Consider the following 17,285-nt stretch of genomic DNA (forward strand, 5'->3'; position numbering starts at 1 on the left):
GCAGGGGCTCGATCACCGCTCACCGCCGATCGGCAGGGCCTGCCGGACCGCAGCCGCGTCCCGGCGCCGCCGCAGGCAGGTCGGGCCGAGCCACACCGTGGCATCGCCGTCAGGCACCGCGGTGAGCTGCCGGGCGGACCGGCCGCAGTCCGCGCACCGGTGCGGGGCGGCCGCCGGTCGTCCGGCGAGCGCGGCGACCGCGGCCAGGCCGTCGAGATGCCGCGGCGGCATTGACCAGTTCGGCTCGCCGGTTGCCTCGACGTACGCCCGGATCATCTCGGAGGTCAGCTCGTTCACCGCCGCCTCCATCGGTCCGCGTCCGGGCAGGTCGTGAAGTGCGCCTCGCGCAGCGGCCCACCGAGCAGCGACGGCCCGGTCAGCACGGTGGCCACCGGCCCGACGAACAGGCCGGGCCGCTCGGCCAGCTCGACGTTGCCGTCCTCGGTCGGTTCGGCGTCGACGGGCATGGCCTTGCCGCCCCGGCTGGTGGCCCAGATGATCGGGGCGTTGCAGCTGCGGCAGGCGGTGATCTCGAAGCCCTCGGGCGTCCGGCCGGTCATCGCGCACCTGCCCGGTCGAGCCGTCGGGTGAGCCAGTGGACCAGCGCGCCAACGCAGATGACGCCCAACGGCACCCGCAGCCACCACGGGATCAGGTGCTGCTCCATGGCGATGCGCCAGTACCAGCCGAAGCTGGTGGCGACGGCGATGAAGAGGCAGGCGAAGTGGTAGTTGCTGAGCTTCATCGCGGACCACCTCGCTCGGCTGCCCGGCCCGCGCGGAGCTTCCCGCAGTAGCAGCGGCCGTTCAGGATCGCGCCCTTCACGCACCCGGGCTTGGTTGGCGACCAGGGCCAGCGGCTGCCGCCGGAGAGGTTGTCGCGCTGCGCCCACCACTTCAGGTCGGCCCGGCACTGGCCGGGGATCCGGTCGAGCAGCCGGGCGAGGCGACGGCGCCAGCTACGCATCGGCAGTCACCACCCCGGCCAGGTCGACCGTCAGCCACTCGGTGGTGACGCGGCCCTGTCCATCGACCCACGCCCGGCACTGGCCGCCGCACCCGTTCGGGTCCTCCGGGGCGCGGATGCCGCACTCCACCAGCTCGTATCGGTCCATCGACGGACCCCAGGCGATGACGCCCTGGCCCAGGTGCTTGCAGTCGTGCGCGCACGGGCCGACCACCGGCGCTGGGCCTTCGCCCTTGAACCAGTGGATCTCGCCGGGGTGGTCAAGGTGCGGCTCAGCCACGGCCGCCTCCCTTCCGCTTAGCCGCCCGCCGGGCGGCGCGGTTCGCCGGCTGGGCGAGCGCGGCCTGCATCGCTGCGAGGTCGCCACGTGGGCCGTCGAGCCGCAGTGGCGCGGCGTCGCAGCCGGGCTCCCACCGCTGGCCGACCAGCCGCCACCGGCAGCCCTCGGCCGCGTCGGACAGGGTTACCGGCCTGCGGCACCGGCACGTCGCGCCGCGCAGTAGGCGCTCCGCCAGCGCAAGCGCCGCCCCGGTCGGCGACCGGTGGTCCTCCGCGGTGATCCGCGCGCCCCTGTACTGGACGTGCGCGTACCAGCCGGCCTCGTCGGCGGGAACGTCGTCGTGCAGGTAGCCGATCTCGAAGCTGGTCGCCCCGGCTCGGCCAGCCAGATCGGCGCAGGCGATCACGATGTCGTCGTTGACGTAGTCAGCCACGGTCATCACCGCCCGGGATCTGGATCCGCCAGGCGCCGGCTCCCGCCTGGACCACCCGGCCGTTGAACCGCTCGACCTCGTCGGTGGCCAGCTCCCGGGTGGTGCCCTTCGGGAAGCGGACGTTGATGAAGCCGGCGCCCTCTACCCAGGAGCCGATGAAGTCGTCGTCGTCCTCGTCGGTGATGAGCGCCAGGTGGTGCTCGTCGCGGGAGATGTCGCCGGCGAGCTGGTGGAAGGCGTGGGTCGCCATCATGAACCGATCAGCCACGGTGCTCACCCCCGAGAAGCACGCCGATGAGCAGGAGCAGGAGCACGAGCGCCGCCACGCCGACGATGCCGGGCACCTTTGCGGACCGCACCGCCTTGTCGGCGTAGTGCCGCGCCTGGCGCGCGTGGTAGGTGCCGAGGCGTGCGTGGTAGCGAGCGGCCTGGACGTGCGTGAGGCCCCAGGCCTGAACGTCGCCGCGCGAGTCGTTCGGATAGATGAGGAACTGCTCGGTCATCAAGATGTCGGTCGGCTCAGTCACGACCCACCGCCCAGCCTGGCCAGCAGCTTGTGCAGCCGGGTGACGTCGCTGGCGCGGAACGTGCGCAGCTCGTCGTCGTGGTCGACGTCGCACGAGCAGTTCCCGGCGCACCCCTCCTCGCGCTGGCAGCCCGGGTCCGCCGGGACGAGCACCACGTGCCCCTCCTCGCACTTCACGGTCCAGAACCCGAAGTCCGCCTCCTCGGGCGCGATCGGCGCCGGCGCGGCCAGGTCGCCGAGGTACAGCGGGCGGCTGCAGGTCCACGCCAGGTGCAGCGGCGACAGGCAGTCGGGCATCGGGCACAGCAGCGACGCGAAGTCGTCAGCCACGGCGCTCACCGCCCAGCTCCATGAGGTGCCAGACGAGCCGGCCGCTCGGCGTCACCGCCGTGCCGACGTGCACACCCTCGACGTCCGGATGGCCAGTGCCGTAGACCCGGAACGTGCGCGCGTCGGCGGGCTCGCCCGGGTTGTGGATGTGCCACACCTCGACGTAGTCCTCACTGCGGGTGGCGACGTGCACGATCGGGCCGGTCAGGTCGAGCACGTGCTGCCCGTCGTCGACCGGGATGGCGGAGCGGTAGATGGTGCGAGTTTCACCCACGGTGGGTCTCCTTGCGGACGTTCTGGAGGCGGCGGCGCCGCTCCCGCCGGGTCATCGCGACCCAGGACGAGAGCGGCACCTTGCACATGGCGGCGTTGAGCTGGACCCGCTCGGCGAGCCGGCGCTCGGTCCGGGAACTCACCACTTGGTCACCGGCACGTTGGACGGATCGACCGGCCGGGACGCCCCGTCGGTCTCGGCGCACGCGGCCTCCCATGCCTCGGCGTCGGCAAGCCGCATCCCGGCGTCCTCGCCGCCCGGCACCTGCAGGGCGGTCGCGGCGGCCAGCGCGAGCGTGGCGTGCGTCTGCGCGGCTGCGGCGAAGTAGTCCCGGTCCACCGACTTTGAGGCGGGCAGGTCGTCGGCCATTTCCAGAAGCGACTCGGCTTCGAGGTAGTGCTCTGGTCCTGTCACAGCCCGTTCCCTCTGATCAGTCGGACGAGGTGCTTCGAGAACCCCTCAACCCGGCGGAAGTAACTCGGTGGCATCCGCATCGGGTGCAGCAGGCCAGCGGCGCGACGTTGGTGCGCGACCAGGGCGTCGTTGCGGCCGACGTACGCCCGCCATGCCCGAGCGCGACGCGTCTTGCGCGCCCGGCTCATGGCGCCTGCCCCCAGCGGCAGCCCCAGCCGTCGGCCGCCAGCGGCGAACCGAACTGGTGCTCCTTCGTGCACAGCAGCCGGAGCTGCTCGCCGGGCGTCACCGTGGCGCACCGGCTGTCGTCGCAGCGCACGATCAGCCCGGTGTCGTAGGTGACCACCACGTATTGCGAGGCGGCGAGGAACCGCGTGTCGACGCTCTGCACGGTGCCGGTGGCGGGCTGGAGGCGGTGGTAGTCGCCGCCCCAGGGCCAGTAGCCGGCGCCGGATCCGATGAGGAGCCCAAGCAGGGCGGCCGGGGCCAGCCAGGCGATGACCCAGTGCTCGTGGTCGCGATGGCCCCGGTAGTCCTTGATGACCGACGCCAGGATGGCGATCACGGTGATGGCCAGGCTGGCGAGGGTGAGCACGCCCAGGATGGGAAGCCCGATCGTCACGCTGGGCAGCCAGGCGCCGTCGTGGTCGATCACGCGGCACCACCCAGCCGAGCGCCGGAGGTCTCGCTCCGCGCGTCGCCCTCGTCGCGCAGGTAGGCCTCGAACTGCCTGGCCGTGGCCAGGATCTCCTCGCCGCGACTGGTGGCCGACGGCCCGTCGGAGCCGAAGCTCACCAGGTCGATGCTGGTGTACGCCTCGTGCGCCCTGACCGCCAGGTCCAAGGCGTTGAGGCGCGTCTGGGCAGCCGGGGTGTACCCCTGCCCGCCGGTGCCGAGGGGGAGCATCTGGCCTGGTCCGACGCTCACCGGTTGCCGCCCGAGAACTCCGCCGCTGGGACACCAGCTGCCGCGTCCTTGGCGGCCAGCGCGGCGGTTGCCTCCACCACCGAGGACTTCGCCACCTCGGCGCGTTCGGCCATCAGCTCCTCGGCGGAGGCCTCCGGCACCTGGTGCTCCCCGTCCGGGCCCATCCGGATCGGCAGCGCCTCCTGCCCGTCCAGCTCCGGGCCGCCGTCGCCGTCGAAGTCGTACGACTCGCGCGGCGCCGAGAACAGGGTGTCCTCCACCGACGCCAGGCCGTTGCGCTTACGCAGCTCGTCGAGCAGCTGCCGCAGCTGGCCGCCGATCCCGGTCGGGTCCGAGCCGTCCGCCTCAAACCCGGGCTCGACCGCGACGATCGACACCGCCATCTTCGTGCCTGTCTTCGTCTCCTGGTGCGAATGCCACTCGACCACGGCGACGACCGGGATCTGCGCGATCCGGTGGGTGTCCATGAACTGGGCGACCCGCTCCAGGCCGTTGTTGGGCCGCTGCTTCTCGCTGAACGTGCCGCTGATGTTGACCGTCATGCTCACGGTGGTGCTACTCCTTGATGAAGGTGATGCGGACGCGGACCGGCACGAGCGGCCCGCACGGGTGGTTGTGGAGCTCCCGGTACCGGCTGCCGCAGACGCGGCAGAGGTGCCGGACGTGTTCGTCGTAGAGCCGCTCGGCGGCGTTGATCCGGGCGAGGCGGCGGCGGAGCTTGGCGGTCTTGGCCTGTTCGAGCAGCAGCTTGTCCGCCCGGTCGGCGAGCTCTGCGCGAAGCTGGGCGGTGGCCTCGTCGATCGCCGCGGGCAGCTCCTCGTCCTGGATGTCGCGGCACCGAGCCTCGGCCTGGTCGAGCTGGACGCGCACGCTCTCCAGCTCGGCGCGTGCCTCGTCGCGCTCGCGCCGGAGCGCCGCGACCCGCTCCAGCGCGATGCCCTCCGCCTCGACAGCCTCGTTCACCTGCCGCCGGGCCGCGGTGAGCTCACCGCGCACCTTGTCCAGCTCCCGGCGGGCCGCATCGCACTCCTGGGCCGCGTTCGTCCAGTACGCCTTGACCCGGGCCTCGGCGGCCAGGGCCTCATCACGCTCCTTCTTGACGCGGTCCAGGTGCGGCGTCGGCCGGGGCTCGGACGGCGCGGCGCGGTCGCCCGGGTCGTACTTCGCGCACCCGCAGTCCGGGTCCTTGCATCCGCCGGTGCCGCGCTTGTGCTCGACGCGCGGGTCGCCGCACACGCAGTCCGGTGCTTCGTCGATCGCGCTCATGACCGGTTGCTCGATCCGCCGAGCAGCGCGCACACCAGGAGCAGCACGAGCATCGCGGCCAGCACCTTGCCCGGGTCGTCCATCAGGACCTCCCCGGCACGACCGGCGGCGCCGGCGGCCGCAGCCGCAGCACCCGCTGCAGGTCCCAGCACAGGTCCAGCAGCTGCAGGTCGCGGTCCCCCGCCTCCAGGCGCAGTTGCTCGGCCAGCGCCTCCGCGATCACCTGACCGGCCGCGTCGATCCGCTTGCCGAGGATCGACGCGATCCGCTCGTCAGCGGTCGGCTCGTGCGGCGGGGTGACCATGGTCAGCTCGACCTGCTCGCGGCGGCCTCCCAACTCCTGCATCACGCCACCCCCGCCAGGTCGGGCCAGCGGATCCCGTTCAGCGCCCGTCGATGCGAGTCCGGCACCTCGGCGAGCGGCTGCCCGTAGGCATCGAGCGTCATCGCCAGCAGCGACAGGGCGTCGGCCTCGTCGTCGGTGCCGATGTGAACCAGTCGCCCGTACGTGGCGATCATCGACGCGAGCACGGCGTCCTTCTTCGCGCCGCCGTTGCCGGTCGCGAACGTCTTCACCTTCGTCAGGTGCACATCGATGTACGGGATCGACCGGGCCCACAGCCAGTGCTTGACCGCCCCGTGCAGTTCGGTCAGACGCAGCGTCGTGTTGCCCTTATCGACCAGGATTGGTTCTTCGATGGCCACCACATCCGGCCGGCATCGGGCGGCGCCCATGACGAGGCTGACCGCTTCGTGCAGACGGTGGTGGTCGATCTTCGTCAGCGTCGGCCGGCGGGCCGGGGTGCGCGTCGAGCACCACAGCCGCGGCTCGCCCTGGCCGGTGTGCGTGGCGGCGATCCCTGTCCCGGTCAGCGATAGGTCGAGACCGATGACCTTCAGCGGGCGGATCATCGATCCTCCACCGTGGGATCGATGAGCACCGAAAGTGCCCGAGCGGCATCGAAGTCGATCTCACGGCCGTCGGTGACCGTGGCCGGCTCCTTGATGAGTCCGGCCTCGCGCAGGATCCGCAGGTGGTGCGAGATGGTCGGCTGCTTGAGGCCGAGCTCCGCGACCAGCTCGGCCGGCCGGAGCGGGCCGTGCCAGGTGAGCTGGTGCAGGATCCGCAGGCGCATCGGGTCGGCGATCGCCTTCAGGTGGCCAGCCAACGCCTCCGCCTGGTCGGCGGTGAAGGCGCCCGGCTCGTACGGCGAGTGCAGGTCGGTCACGGCTGCACCGCCTGGATGACGCAGAACCGGTCCTGGTCGTCGGCCCAGGAGAAGTCGTCCGCGGGGTAGTCGACCGCCGGGTCGCCGCCGGCCAGCAGGTACACCTGGTCGCCGCCGCGGCCACACAGCGCGTGTTTCAGCAGCTCCCAGAGCAGGGCGTAGGCGGTCACTGGCCGGCCTCGCTTCGCTGCTTGCCGACCCGCTCACACATCGCCAGCACCGGCTCGTCATCGCCGACCTCGTTGATCACGACGGCGCCGCCGATGTTGTGCTGGCGCAGCTCCGAGCGGATCTGCCGCAGCCGGCCCAGCGACGTCCGCGGGTCGGCGATCTCGTCGCGGTACTCGTTCGGCGTCGGGCCGGGCCGCTCGCCGCGCTCATGCCCACGGTCGACATCCGGATCCTGCGTCGGGATCTGCAGCGAGGTCAGGAGCAGCACCCGCTGGGCCACGCTGATCGCCTTCGCGGTGCCCTTGTCGCTGGTGTCGGTCGCCTGCCCGGCTGATTCGAGCGGCGGCAGCATGTCCCCGGCCGGGCCGACGACCGTCCACTGCACCTTGACCGTGACGTCCTGCATCACCTTGTTGTTGGTGGTCCGGGACTCGCGGTACTCCAGGTCCAGGATCCGAGTCGGCAGCATCAGCACGCCGTGCCGGCGCAGCGCCGGGCCGACCGCGTTGACGACCCGGTCCACGCCGCGGAAGGCGTACCGGCCGCCGGTGTCGTTGCGCTGGTCGCCCTTGCTGACCGACTGGACGTCGGCCATCACCCGGGCGAAGGCGACGTAGACCGGCACCTTCTCGGCGTCGGTGATCTCGCCGGTGTACTCGATGTTCTCCAGTGGTGCGGTGACGATGTTCGGCCGGGCCGGGCCGGCGGCCGGCTCGCTGTCGCCGGCCGCGGCCGCCTGAGCGCGCTCGCGCAGGCTCATTGGTTACCTCCGGGGGACTGCCGGAACGCCTGCGCGATCCGGATCTGGTCGTGGGTCTTCTCGGTCACGCACGCCGCGTACGCCTCCGGCCAGCGCAGCTTCAGCTGGTCCAGGTCGACGTCTCGCTTCGTCACCGGGCCGTACTCGTAGGCCAGCTCGCCCGCGAACGTGACCGTCCGGGCCCCGTTCGCGAGGCGGCGCAGGGTGGCACTGGACTCCTTGAGCGCCTTCGTCGCCGCGCTCTTGGCCGCGGACCGCTCGGCGTACTCGATGACCTCGCCGATCTCCGACAGGTCCAGCTCACCGACCCGGTCCGGATGCATCAGCGAGTCCATGTCGATCAGCGCCTGCGCCTTCGACAGGTCCCACTCCGGCTCGACACCGGCCAGCAGGTGCTCCTCACAGAACCGGCGCACCTCGCCGAGGACGTACGCCTCCATCTGCTCGTCGCGCTCGACGACGGCCATGCGCATCTCGTTGCCGCCGATCAGCACCGCCACGTGGATGTGGTCGTAGCCGGTCACCGCGAGCTGCCAGGTCACCTGCGCGAGCACGTCGTCCGGCACGTTCGCGTTGGCCCACCGCTTCGCCTTGAAGGCGCTGCGGCACTTCACCTCCAGCGCGCACCGGGTGCGCACCGACCGGTCCATCGGGCACTCCAGGACCTGCCGGTCCAGGGTCGCCATCCGCCACGGCTCGTCGACGTGCGCGACCAGGCCGACGCGCTGCACCACGGACCGCTGCCGGCGCGCCCATTCCCGGGCGACTGGCTCCTCGAGGAGATGGCCCCACAGCGCGGCCTCGCCGGCGTCGTCGACGAGCTGGCCGCGCTTGTCGCGGTAGACGTGGACCGCGGTGTTGCGGTCGGCGACGCCGAGGATCGCGGCGACGTCGCTGGACCCGATGCCGCGGCGCCGGGCCGTGAGCCAGGTGTCGCGGTCGGCGTCGGCCGGCAGGACCCGCACGGCGGTCGGGGTGACGCGCCGGCCGGTGACCTCGACCGGCGGCAGGGTGGGTTGTTCGGTCATCGGTGGCTCCCGTCGCCGAGGTAGCGGGCGTAGACGGCGACCCGGCCGGTTGCCGGAGAGCGCCGGGACACGGCCTCGAAGTCGCCGGTCGGGCGGAAGCACGCCACGTTGCCCATGCGGATCACCGAGGCGATGCTGCTGGCGTTGTTGGCCTCGCCTTCGTAGACGACGGCCCACCGGCCGCGCTCGTCGCGCAGCTGCTCGGCGACCTGGTCCCAGCGGCTGCCGGTGATCCCGTTGCCGGGCCGGGCAGGCGGCGGCGGGGTCTCCCAGCGCAGGATCTCGGCGGGGGTCTTGGCGGGGGCGGTCACCGTCCCACCTCCGGCAGGCAGAGGCCGGACCGCGCGTGCTCGGGTGTCCCGGCGCCGAGGAACGCGCACCGGCAGAGCTGCTCGCCGCCGGTGGCCGGGGCGGTGAGCGCCCGCGCCTCCGGCTTGCGCTCGTAGACGGTGACCCAGTCGCGCAGCCCCCACCAGCGGACCGGCTTGTGCTCGGCGGCCTCGGTCCAGCCGGACTCCAGCGCGGTCCACATGTCCTCGTCGCCGCAGCAGCCCCAGGCTTTCTCGCCGATGTAGACGATCCGGTCGCCCTGGTACGCCTGGATCAGGTGGGCGCCGATCGGCGTGTCGTACGGCGGCCAGGACAGCAGCAGGGTGCGGTCGCGGCCGGCGTCCCTGACCGCGGCCGCGCCTTCCTCCTCGACGACCGGCACGTGGACGCCGTGCCGGTGCCACTGGCTCTCGCCCGGCTGAAGGTCGGACGCGGCCACGTCGATGCCGTGCTGGCCGAGCAGGTACGCCCAGTAGCCGGACCCGGCGAGCGGGTCGACGACGCGCGGCCCGCAGTGCTGCGCGACGAACGCAACGGTGGCCGGGTCGGTGACCGTCCAGGCGTACTCGCTGACCAGGTCGTGGCGGCGCACCAGGTCGTAGGTGCCTCCGACGACGGTGGCCTTGTCCAGGGAGTCGAACCTGAGCTTGTCGCGGACGGCGTCCCAGTACGGGTTGGTGTAGGTGGTCGGCGCGGTCACCGGCGCACCCCCTGGATGGCGCGGGCCAGCTCCGCCCAGCCCCGGCCGACCTCGGCCCGGGCCGCGGCGTGCGCGACCTCCTCGGCCGGGGTGAGCAGATCGGCGCGCTCGTACGCGTCGATCAGATCGGTCTCGGCGGTCTCCAGGGCGCGCTGGGCGCGGGCGAGGCAGTCGAGGTCGCTGACGAGCTCGTGCATCTGGTAGGTCGGGTGCTGGTACTCAGGCACGGTCGTCACCGCCCTCCGCGACCAGCTCCGGCCATGCGCCGCCGTCGAATCGACGGATGAAGGAGGCGACGTGCTCCGGAGTCTGGATCTCCTGCTGCCGCCCCTGCTCCCACCTGTCGTCGTCGTCCCACACGGTGACCATCTCCGGGTCGACGTCGATGTCGGAGAACTCGCCGGTGCCGCGCAGGTAGTTGGCGATCGGGCAGCAGTCGGTGCGGCGTGGTTTTCCTCGGCACTCCTGCTCGATGAGGTAGGCGGCGATGCCGTCGGCGGTGTCGGGCAGCTCGGCGAGCGCCTGGTCCAGGGTCAGGTCAGCCACGGGTCTCACCGCCGTTCGAAACAGTGATCCCGGCTGCCTCCAGCGCGGCGCGCAGCTCGTACTCGGCGACGTAGCTGCCCTGGCCGAGGATGTGGCTCCGGACGGCCTCAAGCTGGTCGGTGGTGATCCCGGCCGCCGACACGACGGCGCCGGCCCGGATGACCACCGCGTCGGCGGTCGCGTCGTACGTCACCACCGGCTGGGCGCGCAGATCCGGATCGATCGTGGAGTCCTGGTCACGCAGCTCGACCAGGACCGTGGTGTACGCCTCGCCACCCGGGTTGTCGTCGAGGACGACCTGGATACGAACGTCGTTGTTGCGCCGGGCCAGCAGCTCCCGCGCCAGTTCGTGGCTGAGCATCAGGCCACCCCCGCCCAGCGCACCGGCTCGTCCGTGCGACCCAGGACCCGGGTCAAAGCCCGAACCTCCTCCTCGGTCGTCAGCTCCCGCCGGGGCGTCACCACCACCGCGGCGCCGCGCCGCCCGACCGTGACCGGGATGCCGGCCAGGTCCAGCGCGACGTTGATCCAGACGATCTCCTCGTCGCTCAGCCGGTGCAGCGGCTCATGGGTGTACGGCGCGCGCTGCTCGCACCGTGCCGCGGCCTGCGCCTGCTTCCGGATGGCGCCGCGCTGGGTGAGCGCGGTGCCGGAGGCGAGGGTCCGGCCGGCCATGCCGTCGGTGATCGACCACGACCAGCGGCCGGGACGCTCGGGCCAGGGCAGCGGCTCGTGGACGAAGTTCTCGAAGTAGATCGGCTCGGTCGTCACGAGGCACCGCCCGGCACCGGCTCGCCGTCGGTCACCAGACGCAGCGACCGAATGTCCTCCTCGCGCGCCGCCAGGATCAGCCGCCACTCGTCGTTGACCTCGGCGTAGATGCGGACGCGCGGCGGGCCAACCTCGCGGGCCGTGCCGAGAGTCGCTCGGGCGAACGCCAGGCCAGCCTCGGGGAACGAAACCTGGTGCGCCTTGATCCGCTCGACGTGGCCGGATATCCAGACGATCTCGTAGACGTCCGGACGGCCGTGCTTGTGGCCGTAGGTCCAGGTCCAGCCATCTGCATCGCGGTGCCGACCGCCGTGGTCAGCCTTGCGGAGGCAGGGCTCGCCGGGCGCATTGTCGGCTTCGGCGAGGCACGGGGTGATTGGTTCGGTCACGATGCGCTCCCTGCGTTCGGCGGGACGTCGTCGGTGGGCAGCTCCGGCACGGGCGGCACGGTGCCGCAGGTGGGGCAGGCCACCCCCGGTGACAGCTGCATCTGGAGCGGCCCGCAGTTGGCCATCGGGTGCGGGTCCGGGATCATCGCCGCCCAGCGGTTGGGGGGTCCCGGACGCGGGCCGAAGATCTGCTCGACCAGGCGGCCGAGGTCCTCGCGGGTGTTGCCGCCGTAGAACAGGGCGTCCGCCTGGTCCGGGTCGATGCCGAGCAGCTCCGTGGCGCGCGCCTCGATGTAGCGCCTCTTGCCGCCGCCGATGACCGCGTCCGTCTGATTCTGGTAGTCGTGCGTCCACAGCGGCTCGTCGCCGGCGAGCAGGCTGGTCCAGCCGGCGAAACAGGCGGCGGTGCCGCAGCCGCCGATCGTCCGATGGAACCAGGCGCTCTGGTTGTGCAGCTCCGGGCGCGCGTCAATCTGATCGAGCACGGCGTACGCCCGCCCGGCGTCCGGCTTCAGTCCGGTCATCGGGCACCGCCGTTGAGCAGGGCGTCGACGTCGGACCGGCGGAACCGCGCGTGCCCGCCCGGTGTCCGCACGACCGGGATCCGGCCGGCGTTCGCCCACCGGGTGACGGTCTTCCGACTGACCCGCACGATCTGGGCCACCTCGCCCGGCGTCAGCAGCGGGTCCTCGTTCAGGTCGGGGCTCACGACGGCACCTCGATCTCCGAGACGTGCACCAGGTGGCCGAGCCCGTCGCTGGTCTTGCCGTACAGCACGTCGTTGTCGGTCGGCAGGTCGGCGCAGGCCCAGCGCGCCGCGTACTGCAGGGCGGCCGGGTTGCCCGTGGCGTCCATCCAGGACCCGCCGGTGATGTTGGTCCACCAGTCCTCGACCCGGTACTCCTGGCCGCCGAGATGGGCGACGTCAGCGCGGATCGTCACGGTCTTGCCCGCGTGCTCGCTGGGCTGGCGCTGGGCGATCACCGGACACCGCCGTTCGGGTGCAGCCGCTCGATCAGGCGCGGCAGCAGGATGACCCGCGTGGCGGCCGGCTCGGTGGTCGGCTCCGGCTGGTCGGCCGGCTCGGGGGCAGGGGTGAGCGGCGGCACGCTGGCCGGCGCGCGGTGGCGGCCGACGTACGGCTTCCTGGGCGGGCGGGGGCTGACGGCCTCGGCGGCGGGCAGGCAGGGCGGCGGGACGATGCGGGTGGTGGTGATCTCCCGCGCGTCGAGCCGGGCGGTGACGGCCGGGTCAGCGATCGGGTGCTCGCCCGTGTCGGTGCTGTCGAACAGGTCGAGGGTCACCGTCCGACCCCCCGGCTCACCGCGTTGGCGATCAGGTCGGCGGCCTGCGCGCGGACCGCCGCGATGACCTTCTCCTTCTCCGCCTTGAACACCTTGTCGAGCTCGGTCACCAGCGCCGCGACGACGACCCGGTTGACGACCTCGTCGATGAGCGGCCGGGAGCTGGACGAGTACCGGTCGGTCTTGCCGTTGATGACCTTGCCGACCTCGGCGATCACCAGCTCCCGCATGGTCACGGTCCCGCCGGACGGCTCCCCGTACCCGTTGGTGCGCTGGATCTGCTCGGTGAGCGTCTTCTCGACGATCGGGGCGAGGTGCTCCCGGACGACCTTGATCCGCTCCTCCTGGACGGCGCGGCGGATGTCGATGCGGTCCTCGTGGGTCAGGTCGCCCCACAGCTTGTCGGCCAGCTTGTCGGCCACCAGGTCACCGAGCGTCCGGCTCGGGGTGACCTGCTCGTACTCCTCGGTGTCGTGGTTGTAGCGGCGGATGGGCTCGCCGTCGATGACGGTGTTCAGGTCGATGGCGTCGAGGCCGTCGACGCTGATGTTGATCTGCATCTGCTATCTCCTGCGAAGTCGGTGGGGTGGCCTGGGGCGCCGGGCGAGAGCGCCCCAGGCAAGGCGGCGCGGCGGTGAAGGCAGGGGCCGCCGCGCCCGGATGGATCAGGTGCGGGCGTAGTCGCGGACGAGGTGGCCGCCGAGCCGCTGCTGGACGACGAGCGAGTGCCACAGGCAGACCGGCTCGTCGACGTGCAGCCCGACCTTCACTCGGCGGGTGGCCCGCTCGAAGCACGGAAGGATCACCTGGTGCTGCCACAGCTTCAACGGGACGACCTCGACGAGCAGCTCCGGGAACCGGCAGCGGCCGACCGGCGGGACCACCGGCAGTGGAGGCTCCAGGGGCAGCGTGTTCCTGGCCATCAGCGGGACTCGCTGACCGATACCATCGCGCCGACGCAGGCCGGGCAGGTAGCCGACCCGGGCCGGGTGGTGTAGCCGTCCAACTCGTCGACGTTCACCCCGCACGCCACCCGGTCAGCGCTCTCGCCGTCCGACCCGCGGTCGAGGTAGTGCACCGGCTCATCGGCGTTCGCGGCGTCCAGCACGATGCGCTCGTGCTCGGTCCAGTGCGGGATCCACTCGTCGGCCTGGTCGGTGCCGGCGAGGTAGTCGGTGCCCCAGCCCCGGCCGTACCTGCTGGCGAACATGGCCTCCCGGCAGGCCTCGTGCGACGGGCCGACGATCGTCACGTACTTCCGGTGCAGGCTTTCGCCGGTGGTCGGGTCCGTGTGGTCAGGGCCGAACGAGAAGTGGACGGTGACCGCATTGGCCGGGACGGTTGCTGCGGGCGGCTGCGCCTCGGCCGGCGTCTCGTCGACCAGCTCGCCGCCGTCGGACTCGCGGACGCCGACGTGCAGCGGGACGCGGGGCGAGTGCGGGCGGATCACCTGCGGGTCGTCGTCCTCGCGGGAGTAGGTCAGCCCGGTCGGGTCCTCGTCGCCCTCGTCGTCCTCATAGGCCTCAGCCGCCGCCCGGGTCATCGGGTCGGTGCTGAACTTCGCCGCGTCGATGTCCGCCTGAGCCGGCGAGCCAACCGGCTCCGGCTGCTCCAGCGAACCGGAGTAGCAGTGCCAGTCGGCGTGCACCCCCGCCTCGTACGTCTTGTGGTCGCGGGGCCACGAGGTCGTCGCGCCCTCGCCGCGATTCCACGGGCCGATCTCCAGGCCGAGCGCCCTGGCGACGTGGCGCACCTGGTCGACCGTCTCGACGTTCAGGCTCACCGAGACGCTCATCCGCGGCAGCGGCAGCCTGTGCTGAACGATCAGGTCCGCGAGCTGGCGCAGCTGGGCAGCGACCTGCTGGCGGGCGATGAAGGCTCGCTGCTCGTCGATCTGCGCCTGCGTCAGCAGCTCGATCCGGTTGTTCGCGAACACCCGGGTCGTCTCCGGCACCTGCCGGTCGGAGTCGAGCAGGCTGACCAGCGTCCGCCGCTCGCCCATGTCGCCGTCGTAGGTGTAGGTCGACAGGATCTTCGCGGGACCGAAGTCGCCGACCAGGGTGACCCAGTCGCCGGGCTCCAGCTCGTCGGCGCGCTTGAATCGTGCGTCGGGTACCTTCGTGGGAACGGTCATCGGATGTGCCTTTCTCGGGTGCTTTCGGATCCGGTGATCAGCGCGCCCCCGGTAGCCGCCGGCGGGCGCGCTTCTGTTTCAGGACTTCGGGCTCGGCTTGGGCGCCAGCGCCGGTCGGGTGCCGCGCAGCACCGGCAAGACGAGGGCCTCAACCACCGCGGCGGCGTTCTGCATCGCGGCGACCCAGCGCGACGGCGTGGAGGGCTGCGGGGGGCCGGTCGGCGCCGGATGCGTCGGGCCGCCGGGCCCAGGCGGGCCAGGAACGAAGGCGGCGATCACGCCGCGCCCGCCGTCACGGGCGACGTGAGGAAGCGGTCGACCGGGACGCCGAGGATCTCGGCGATGCGGTCCAGCTCGGCGGTGGTGAACGAAAACTGCTCGCCCGCCAGGCGCCGAGAGATCACTGCCTGATTGACGCCGAGACGCCTGGCGAGCTCGCGCTGACTGATGCGCTGGCGCCCCATCTCAGCTCTGAGTTCAGTTGACACCCGCTGCGTGAGTCCACCCCGCATCAGTGGCTGTTCCTGTGTCATGAACGAAGACTCTCACTCATAGCGTGAGACGTCAACCAGGAGTGTGCCATCCTGTCCGTTCGGTTGACTTGATGTTGCTAGAGCATCAGAATCTTTTGCATGAGCATCACGCCTGAGGTATCCGCGAAGACTCTCTCGCAGCTCGTGGCCACGCAGATCAAGGTCGCGATGGTCCTCGCCGACGACATTAAGCAGTCGGAGCTGGCTCGCCGGATCGGCAAAACGGAGCAGTGGCTGAGCGTGCGCCTACGCGGCAAGCAACCCATCGACCTCAACGACCTGGCGTTGATCGCCCACGGTCTCGGCGTCGGTATCCAGCAACTTCTCCCCACGCCCGAGCAGATGGCCCAGGCGGTCGCTGCCGCGACTCCGTTAAACAGACCTTAAAGGTCGCCACCTCACTTGACTGGTGTTAATCGATGTGACTACGGTCTCTCTAACCTTCCTTCTGGAAAGTTTCCTAATTATTAGAGGAGACCCCCGTGGGCAAAACCCTCCGCCGGGCGCTGCTCGCCTCCGCTGTCGTGATCGGGGCTTCCGCCTCGGTCCCGCTCGTGGCGGCGAACGCGGCGACCGCGTGTGCCACCGCCTGGTCTGCCAGCACCGCCTATGTCAAGGACAACGTCGCCTCGCAGAACGGGCACAACTACACCGCCAAGTGGTGGACCCAGAACGAGTCGCCGGCCACCCACAGCGGCCAGTGGGACGTCTGGACCGACAACGGCGTGTGCGGCGGCACCACCCCGCCGACCACATCCCCGACCACCAAGCCGCCCACCACGACTCCGACGACGCCGCCCACCACGCCGCCGACCACCACCCCGACCACGCCGCCGACCGGCGGGACCAGCGGGAAGAACGTCGTCGGCTACTTCGCCGAGTGGGGCGTCTACGGCCGCAACTACCACGTCAAGAACCTGGTGACGTCGGGCTCGGCCGCCAAGCTGACGCACATCCTGTACGCGTTCGGCAACACCACCGGCGGCCAGTGCTCGATCGGTGACTCCTACGCCGACTACGACCGCGCGTACTCCGCGGCCGAGAGCGTCGACGGCGTCGCCGACACCTGGGACACCGGCGCGCTGCGCGGCTCGTTCAACCAGCTGCGCAAGCTCAAGAAGCAGTACCCGAACATCAAGGTGATCTGGTCGTTCGGCGGCTGGACCTGGTCCGGTGGCTTCACCCAGGCCGCCGCGAACCCGACCGCGTTCGCGAACTCCTGCTACAACCTGGTCAAGGACTCCCGCTGGGCGGACGTCTTCGACGGCATCGACGTCGACTGGGAGTACCCGAACGCCTGTGGCCTGTCCTGCGACGCCAGCGGCCCGGACTCCTACCAGAAGGTGATCACCGCGCTGCGCGACAAGTTCGGCTCGAACTTCCTGATCACCTCGGCGATCTCCGCGGACGGCTCCAACGGCGGCAAGCTCGACGTCGCCGACTACGCCGCCGGCATCGCGAAGCTGAACCTGGTGTTCCCGATGACCTACGACTACTTCGGCGCGTTCGCCGCGCAGGGCCCGACCGCCCCGCACTCGCCGCTGACCTCGTACACCGGCATCCCGACGGCCGGCTTCAACTCGGACGCCGCGATCCAGAAGCTGAAGAGCAAGGGCGTTCCGGCCAGCAAGATCCTGCTCGGCATCGGCTTCTACGGCCGCGGCTGGACCGGGGTCACCCAGGCCGCTCCGGGTGGCAAGGCGACCGGCGCGGCGCCCGGCACCTACGAGGCGGGCATCGAGGACTACAAGGTCCTGAAGAGCAGCTGCCCGGCCACCGGCACGGTCGGCGGCACGGCGTACGCCTACTGCGGCAGCAACTGGTGGAGCTACGACACCCCGGCGACGATCGCGGGCAAGATGACGTACGCCAAGAACCAGGGTCTCGGCGGCGCGTTCTTCTGGGAGTTCTCCGGCGACACCAGCAACGGTGAGCTGATCTCCGCGATCAAGGGCAACCTCTGATCTCAGGAGT

The 17,285-nt window shown here is 71.4% G+C and carries 38 protein-coding genes and 1 pseudogene; 2 read left to right on the top strand and 37 right to left on the bottom strand.

Annotation, left to right across the window (positions count from 1 at the left end; translation table 11 throughout):
- Positions 1-12 precede the first annotated feature (12 nt).
- The 37 genes and pseudogenes from Asi03nite_RS30910 to Asi03nite_RS31085 form a co-directional block, all read right to left on the bottom strand.
- Positions 13-297: a hypothetical protein gene (locus tag Asi03nite_RS30910; protein ID WP_203684036.1), complete on the bottom strand. Its 285-nt coding sequence runs from the start codon at positions 295-297 to the stop codon at positions 13-15.
- Positions 294-560: a hypothetical protein gene (locus Asi03nite_RS30915; RefSeq protein WP_203684037.1), complete on the bottom strand. Its 267-nt coding sequence runs from the start codon at positions 558-560 to the stop codon at positions 294-296. The genes Asi03nite_RS30910 and Asi03nite_RS30915 overlap by 4 nt, the downstream gene beginning before the upstream one ends.
- Positions 557-745 carry a hypothetical protein gene (locus Asi03nite_RS30920; RefSeq protein WP_203684038.1) on the bottom strand — a complete coding sequence of 63 codons (189 nt, stop codon included), beginning with the start codon at positions 743-745 and terminating at the stop codon, positions 557-559. The genes Asi03nite_RS30915 and Asi03nite_RS30920 overlap by 4 nt, the downstream gene beginning before the upstream one ends.
- On the bottom strand, positions 742-966 hold the full coding sequence (locus Asi03nite_RS30925) for a hypothetical protein (protein ID WP_203684039.1): 225 nt from the start codon (positions 964-966) through the stop codon (positions 742-744). The genes Asi03nite_RS30920 and Asi03nite_RS30925 overlap by 4 nt, the downstream gene beginning before the upstream one ends.
- The gene (locus Asi03nite_RS30930) at positions 959-1,246 is read right to left on the bottom strand and encodes a hypothetical protein (RefSeq protein ID WP_203684040.1); all 288 of its coding nucleotides are present in this window, start codon (positions 1,244-1,246) and stop codon (positions 959-961) included. Before Asi03nite_RS30930 ends, Asi03nite_RS30925 begins: the two co-directional genes overlap by 8 nt.
- Positions 1,239-1,679, bottom strand: a complete 441-nt coding sequence (locus tag Asi03nite_RS30935; RefSeq protein ID WP_203684041.1) for a hypothetical protein — start codon at positions 1,677-1,679, stop codon at positions 1,239-1,241. Before Asi03nite_RS30935 ends, Asi03nite_RS30930 begins: the two co-directional genes overlap by 8 nt.
- Positions 1,672-1,947 carry a hypothetical protein gene (locus Asi03nite_RS30940; protein WP_203684042.1) on the bottom strand — a complete coding sequence of 92 codons (276 nt, stop codon included), beginning with the start codon at positions 1,945-1,947 and terminating at the stop codon, positions 1,672-1,674. The genes Asi03nite_RS30935 and Asi03nite_RS30940 overlap by 8 nt, the downstream gene beginning before the upstream one ends.
- Positions 1,940-2,206, bottom strand: coding sequence for a hypothetical protein (locus tag Asi03nite_RS30945; RefSeq protein WP_203684043.1), 267 nt, complete (start codon positions 2,204-2,206; stop codon positions 1,940-1,942). The genes Asi03nite_RS30940 and Asi03nite_RS30945 overlap by 8 nt, the downstream gene beginning before the upstream one ends.
- Positions 2,203-2,544: a hypothetical protein gene (locus Asi03nite_RS30950; protein ID WP_203684044.1), complete on the bottom strand. Its 342-nt coding sequence runs from the start codon at positions 2,542-2,544 to the stop codon at positions 2,203-2,205. Before Asi03nite_RS30950 ends, Asi03nite_RS30945 begins: the two co-directional genes overlap by 4 nt.
- Complete coding sequence (locus Asi03nite_RS30955; protein WP_203684045.1) at positions 2,528-2,809, bottom strand: DUF7352 domain-containing protein; 282 nt, start codon at positions 2,807-2,809, stop codon at positions 2,528-2,530. Before Asi03nite_RS30955 ends, Asi03nite_RS30950 begins: the two co-directional genes overlap by 17 nt.
- On the bottom strand, positions 2,802-2,954 hold the full coding sequence (locus tag Asi03nite_RS30960; RefSeq protein WP_203684046.1) for a hypothetical protein: 153 nt from the start codon (positions 2,952-2,954) through the stop codon (positions 2,802-2,804). The genes Asi03nite_RS30955 and Asi03nite_RS30960 overlap by 8 nt, the downstream gene beginning before the upstream one ends.
- A complete protein-coding gene (locus tag Asi03nite_RS30965; RefSeq protein WP_203684047.1) occupies positions 2,948-3,223 on the bottom strand; it encodes a hypothetical protein in 276 nt (91 codons plus the stop codon). Before Asi03nite_RS30965 ends, Asi03nite_RS30960 begins: the two co-directional genes overlap by 7 nt.
- Positions 3,224-3,407: 184 nt before the next feature.
- Positions 3,408-3,878 carry a hypothetical protein gene (locus Asi03nite_RS30970; protein WP_203684048.1) on the bottom strand — a complete coding sequence of 157 codons (471 nt, stop codon included), beginning with the start codon at positions 3,876-3,878 and terminating at the stop codon, positions 3,408-3,410.
- Positions 3,875-4,150: a hypothetical protein gene (locus Asi03nite_RS30975; protein ID WP_203684049.1), complete on the bottom strand. Its 276-nt coding sequence runs from the start codon at positions 4,148-4,150 to the stop codon at positions 3,875-3,877. Before Asi03nite_RS30975 ends, Asi03nite_RS30970 begins: the two co-directional genes overlap by 4 nt.
- Positions 4,147-4,698 carry a hypothetical protein gene (locus Asi03nite_RS30980; protein WP_203684050.1) on the bottom strand — a complete coding sequence of 184 codons (552 nt, stop codon included), beginning with the start codon at positions 4,696-4,698 and terminating at the stop codon, positions 4,147-4,149. The genes Asi03nite_RS30975 and Asi03nite_RS30980 overlap by 4 nt, the downstream gene beginning before the upstream one ends.
- A 7-nt stretch (positions 4,699-4,705) precedes the next feature.
- Positions 4,706-5,416 (bottom strand): hypothetical protein, encoded by a 711-nt coding sequence (locus Asi03nite_RS30985; RefSeq protein WP_203684051.1) that lies wholly within the window; start codon positions 5,414-5,416, stop codon positions 4,706-4,708.
- An 82-nt stretch (positions 5,417-5,498) separates the two neighbouring features.
- Complete coding sequence (locus tag Asi03nite_RS30990; protein ID WP_203684052.1) at positions 5,499-5,762, bottom strand: hypothetical protein; 264 nt, start codon at positions 5,760-5,762, stop codon at positions 5,499-5,501.
- Positions 5,762-6,328: a crossover junction endodeoxyribonuclease RuvC gene (locus tag Asi03nite_RS30995; RefSeq protein ID WP_203684053.1), complete on the bottom strand. Its 567-nt coding sequence runs from the start codon at positions 6,326-6,328 to the stop codon at positions 5,762-5,764. The genes Asi03nite_RS30990 and Asi03nite_RS30995 overlap by 1 nt, the downstream gene beginning before the upstream one ends.
- Entirely contained in the window at positions 6,325-6,645 is a 321-nt protein-coding gene (locus Asi03nite_RS38150; protein ID WP_239103048.1) for an ArsR/SmtB family transcription factor, read from the bottom strand. The genes Asi03nite_RS30995 and Asi03nite_RS38150 overlap by 4 nt, the downstream gene beginning before the upstream one ends.
- The gene (locus Asi03nite_RS38155) at positions 6,642-6,815 is read right to left on the bottom strand and encodes a hypothetical protein (protein ID WP_239103049.1); all 174 of its coding nucleotides are present in this window, start codon (positions 6,813-6,815) and stop codon (positions 6,642-6,644) included. The genes Asi03nite_RS38150 and Asi03nite_RS38155 overlap by 4 nt, the downstream gene beginning before the upstream one ends.
- Complete coding sequence (locus Asi03nite_RS31005) at positions 6,812-7,576, bottom strand: ERF family protein (protein WP_203684055.1); 765 nt, start codon at positions 7,574-7,576, stop codon at positions 6,812-6,814. Before Asi03nite_RS31005 ends, Asi03nite_RS38155 begins: the two co-directional genes overlap by 4 nt.
- Positions 7,573-8,604, bottom strand: coding sequence for a YqaJ viral recombinase family nuclease (locus tag Asi03nite_RS31010; protein ID WP_203684056.1), 1,032 nt, complete (start codon positions 8,602-8,604; stop codon positions 7,573-7,575). The genes Asi03nite_RS31005 and Asi03nite_RS31010 overlap by 4 nt, the downstream gene beginning before the upstream one ends.
- The gene (locus tag Asi03nite_RS31015; RefSeq protein ID WP_203684057.1) at positions 8,601-8,915 is read right to left on the bottom strand and encodes a hypothetical protein; all 315 of its coding nucleotides are present in this window, start codon (positions 8,913-8,915) and stop codon (positions 8,601-8,603) included. Before Asi03nite_RS31015 ends, Asi03nite_RS31010 begins: the two co-directional genes overlap by 4 nt.
- Positions 8,912-9,634, bottom strand: coding sequence for a hypothetical protein (locus Asi03nite_RS31020; protein WP_203684058.1), 723 nt, complete (start codon positions 9,632-9,634; stop codon positions 8,912-8,914). Before Asi03nite_RS31020 ends, Asi03nite_RS31015 begins: the two co-directional genes overlap by 4 nt.
- The gene (locus Asi03nite_RS31025) at positions 9,631-9,870 is read right to left on the bottom strand and encodes a hypothetical protein (protein ID WP_203684059.1); all 240 of its coding nucleotides are present in this window, start codon (positions 9,868-9,870) and stop codon (positions 9,631-9,633) included. The genes Asi03nite_RS31020 and Asi03nite_RS31025 overlap by 4 nt, the downstream gene beginning before the upstream one ends.
- Positions 9,854-10,180, bottom strand: a complete 327-nt coding sequence (locus Asi03nite_RS31030) for a hypothetical protein (RefSeq protein ID WP_203684060.1) — start codon at positions 10,178-10,180, stop codon at positions 9,854-9,856. Before Asi03nite_RS31030 ends, Asi03nite_RS31025 begins: the two co-directional genes overlap by 17 nt.
- Positions 10,173-10,541, bottom strand: coding sequence for a hypothetical protein (locus Asi03nite_RS31035; RefSeq protein WP_203684061.1), 369 nt, complete (start codon positions 10,539-10,541; stop codon positions 10,173-10,175). The genes Asi03nite_RS31030 and Asi03nite_RS31035 overlap by 8 nt, the downstream gene beginning before the upstream one ends.
- Entirely contained in the window at positions 10,541-10,951 is a 411-nt protein-coding gene (locus tag Asi03nite_RS31040; protein WP_203684062.1) for a hypothetical protein, read from the bottom strand. Before Asi03nite_RS31040 ends, Asi03nite_RS31035 begins: the two co-directional genes overlap by 1 nt.
- Positions 10,948-11,340, bottom strand: coding sequence for a hypothetical protein (locus tag Asi03nite_RS31045; RefSeq protein ID WP_203684063.1), 393 nt, complete (start codon positions 11,338-11,340; stop codon positions 10,948-10,950). Before Asi03nite_RS31045 ends, Asi03nite_RS31040 begins: the two co-directional genes overlap by 4 nt.
- Entirely contained in the window at positions 11,337-11,864 is a 528-nt protein-coding gene (locus Asi03nite_RS31050; protein WP_203684064.1) for a hypothetical protein, read from the bottom strand. The genes Asi03nite_RS31045 and Asi03nite_RS31050 overlap by 4 nt, the downstream gene beginning before the upstream one ends.
- Positions 11,865-11,872: 8 nt before the next feature.
- A pseudogene (locus Asi03nite_RS31055) lies at positions 11,873-12,037 on the bottom strand (BldC family transcriptional regulator); the annotation flags it as partial.
- 8 nt (positions 12,038-12,045) lie between these two features.
- Positions 12,046-12,324, bottom strand: coding sequence for a hypothetical protein (locus Asi03nite_RS31060; RefSeq protein ID WP_203684065.1), 279 nt, complete (start codon positions 12,322-12,324; stop codon positions 12,046-12,048).
- Positions 12,321-12,644: a hypothetical protein gene (locus Asi03nite_RS31065; RefSeq protein WP_203684066.1), complete on the bottom strand. Its 324-nt coding sequence runs from the start codon at positions 12,642-12,644 to the stop codon at positions 12,321-12,323. The genes Asi03nite_RS31060 and Asi03nite_RS31065 overlap by 4 nt, the downstream gene beginning before the upstream one ends.
- Positions 12,641-13,204, bottom strand: coding sequence for a hypothetical protein (locus Asi03nite_RS31070; RefSeq protein ID WP_203684067.1), 564 nt, complete (start codon positions 13,202-13,204; stop codon positions 12,641-12,643). The genes Asi03nite_RS31065 and Asi03nite_RS31070 overlap by 4 nt, the downstream gene beginning before the upstream one ends.
- Before the next feature lie 105 nt (positions 13,205-13,309).
- Positions 13,310-13,567, bottom strand: a complete 258-nt coding sequence (locus tag Asi03nite_RS31075) for a hypothetical protein (protein WP_203684068.1) — start codon at positions 13,565-13,567, stop codon at positions 13,310-13,312.
- Positions 13,567-14,778, bottom strand: coding sequence for a hypothetical protein (locus Asi03nite_RS31080; RefSeq protein WP_203684069.1), 1,212 nt, complete (start codon positions 14,776-14,778; stop codon positions 13,567-13,569). Before Asi03nite_RS31080 ends, Asi03nite_RS31075 begins: the two co-directional genes overlap by 1 nt.
- 275 nt (positions 14,779-15,053) lie before the next feature.
- Positions 15,054-15,311 carry a helix-turn-helix domain-containing protein gene (locus Asi03nite_RS31085; protein WP_203684070.1) on the bottom strand — a complete coding sequence of 86 codons (258 nt, stop codon included), beginning with the start codon at positions 15,309-15,311 and terminating at the stop codon, positions 15,054-15,056.
- A 99-nt stretch (positions 15,312-15,410) separates the two neighbouring features.
- On the opposite strand from Asi03nite_RS31085, the gene Asi03nite_RS31090 reads away from it, so the two are divergent.
- Positions 15,411-15,698, top strand: a complete 288-nt coding sequence (locus Asi03nite_RS31090; RefSeq protein WP_203684071.1) for a helix-turn-helix domain-containing protein — start codon at positions 15,411-15,413, stop codon at positions 15,696-15,698.
- A 95-nt stretch (positions 15,699-15,793) separates the two neighbouring features.
- The gene (locus Asi03nite_RS31095; RefSeq protein ID WP_203684072.1) at positions 15,794-17,275 is read left to right on the top strand and encodes a glycosyl hydrolase family 18 protein; all 1,482 of its coding nucleotides are present in this window, start codon (positions 15,794-15,796) and stop codon (positions 17,273-17,275) included.
- Positions 17,276-17,285: the final 10 nt, after the last annotated feature.

The sequence above is a fragment of the Actinoplanes siamensis genome, from assembly GCF_016862395.1.
Taxonomy (GTDB): domain Bacteria; phylum Actinomycetota; class Actinomycetes; order Mycobacteriales; family Micromonosporaceae; genus Actinoplanes; species Actinoplanes siamensis.

Excerpts from the sequence above, each read along its gene's own strand:
- Asi03nite_RS30915 (WP_203684037.1), bottom strand. The coding sequence starts at position 560 with ATGACCGGCCGGACGCCCGAGGGCTTCGAGATCACCGCCTGCCGCAGC.
- Asi03nite_RS30920 (WP_203684038.1), bottom strand. The coding sequence starts at position 745 with ATGAAGCTCAGCAACTACCACTTCGCCTGCCTCTTCATCGCCGTCGCC.
- Asi03nite_RS30925 (WP_203684039.1), bottom strand. The coding sequence starts at position 966 with ATGCGTAGCTGGCGCCGTCGCCTCGCCCGGCTGCTCGACCGGATCCCC.
- Asi03nite_RS30985 (WP_203684051.1), bottom strand. The coding sequence starts at position 5,416 with ATGAGCGCGATCGACGAAGCACCGGACTGCGTGTGCGGCGACCCGCGC.
- Asi03nite_RS30990 (WP_203684052.1), bottom strand. The coding sequence starts at position 5,762 with ATGCAGGAGTTGGGAGGCCGCCGCGAGCAGGTCGAGCTGACCATGGTC.
- Asi03nite_RS30995 (WP_203684053.1), bottom strand. The coding sequence starts at position 6,328 with ATGATCCGCCCGCTGAAGGTCATCGGTCTCGACCTATCGCTGACCGGG.
- Asi03nite_RS31005 (WP_203684055.1), bottom strand. The coding sequence starts at position 7,576 with ATGAGCCTGCGCGAGCGCGCTCAGGCGGCCGCGGCCGGCGACAGCGAG.
- Asi03nite_RS31010 (WP_203684056.1), bottom strand. The coding sequence starts at position 8,604 with ATGACCGAACAACCCACCCTGCCGCCGGTCGAGGTCACCGGCCGGCGC.
- Asi03nite_RS31035 (WP_203684061.1), bottom strand. The coding sequence starts at position 10,541 with ATGCTCAGCCACGAACTGGCGCGGGAGCTGCTGGCCCGGCGCAACAAC.
- Asi03nite_RS31050 (WP_203684064.1), bottom strand. The coding sequence starts at position 11,864 with ATGACCGGACTGAAGCCGGACGCCGGGCGGGCGTACGCCGTGCTCGAT.
- Asi03nite_RS31070 (WP_203684067.1), bottom strand. The coding sequence starts at position 13,204 with ATGCAGATCAACATCAGCGTCGACGGCCTCGACGCCATCGACCTGAAC.
- Asi03nite_RS31075 (WP_203684068.1), bottom strand. The coding sequence starts at position 13,567 with ATGGCCAGGAACACGCTGCCCCTGGAGCCTCCACTGCCGGTGGTCCCG.
- Asi03nite_RS31080 (WP_203684069.1), bottom strand. The coding sequence starts at position 14,778 with ATGACCGTTCCCACGAAGGTACCCGACGCACGATTCAAGCGCGCCGAC.
- Asi03nite_RS31085 (WP_203684070.1), bottom strand. The coding sequence starts at position 15,311 with ATGACACAGGAACAGCCACTGATGCGGGGTGGACTCACGCAGCGGGTG.
- Asi03nite_RS31090 (WP_203684071.1), top strand. The coding sequence starts at position 15,411 with ATGAGCATCACGCCTGAGGTATCCGCGAAGACTCTCTCGCAGCTCGTG.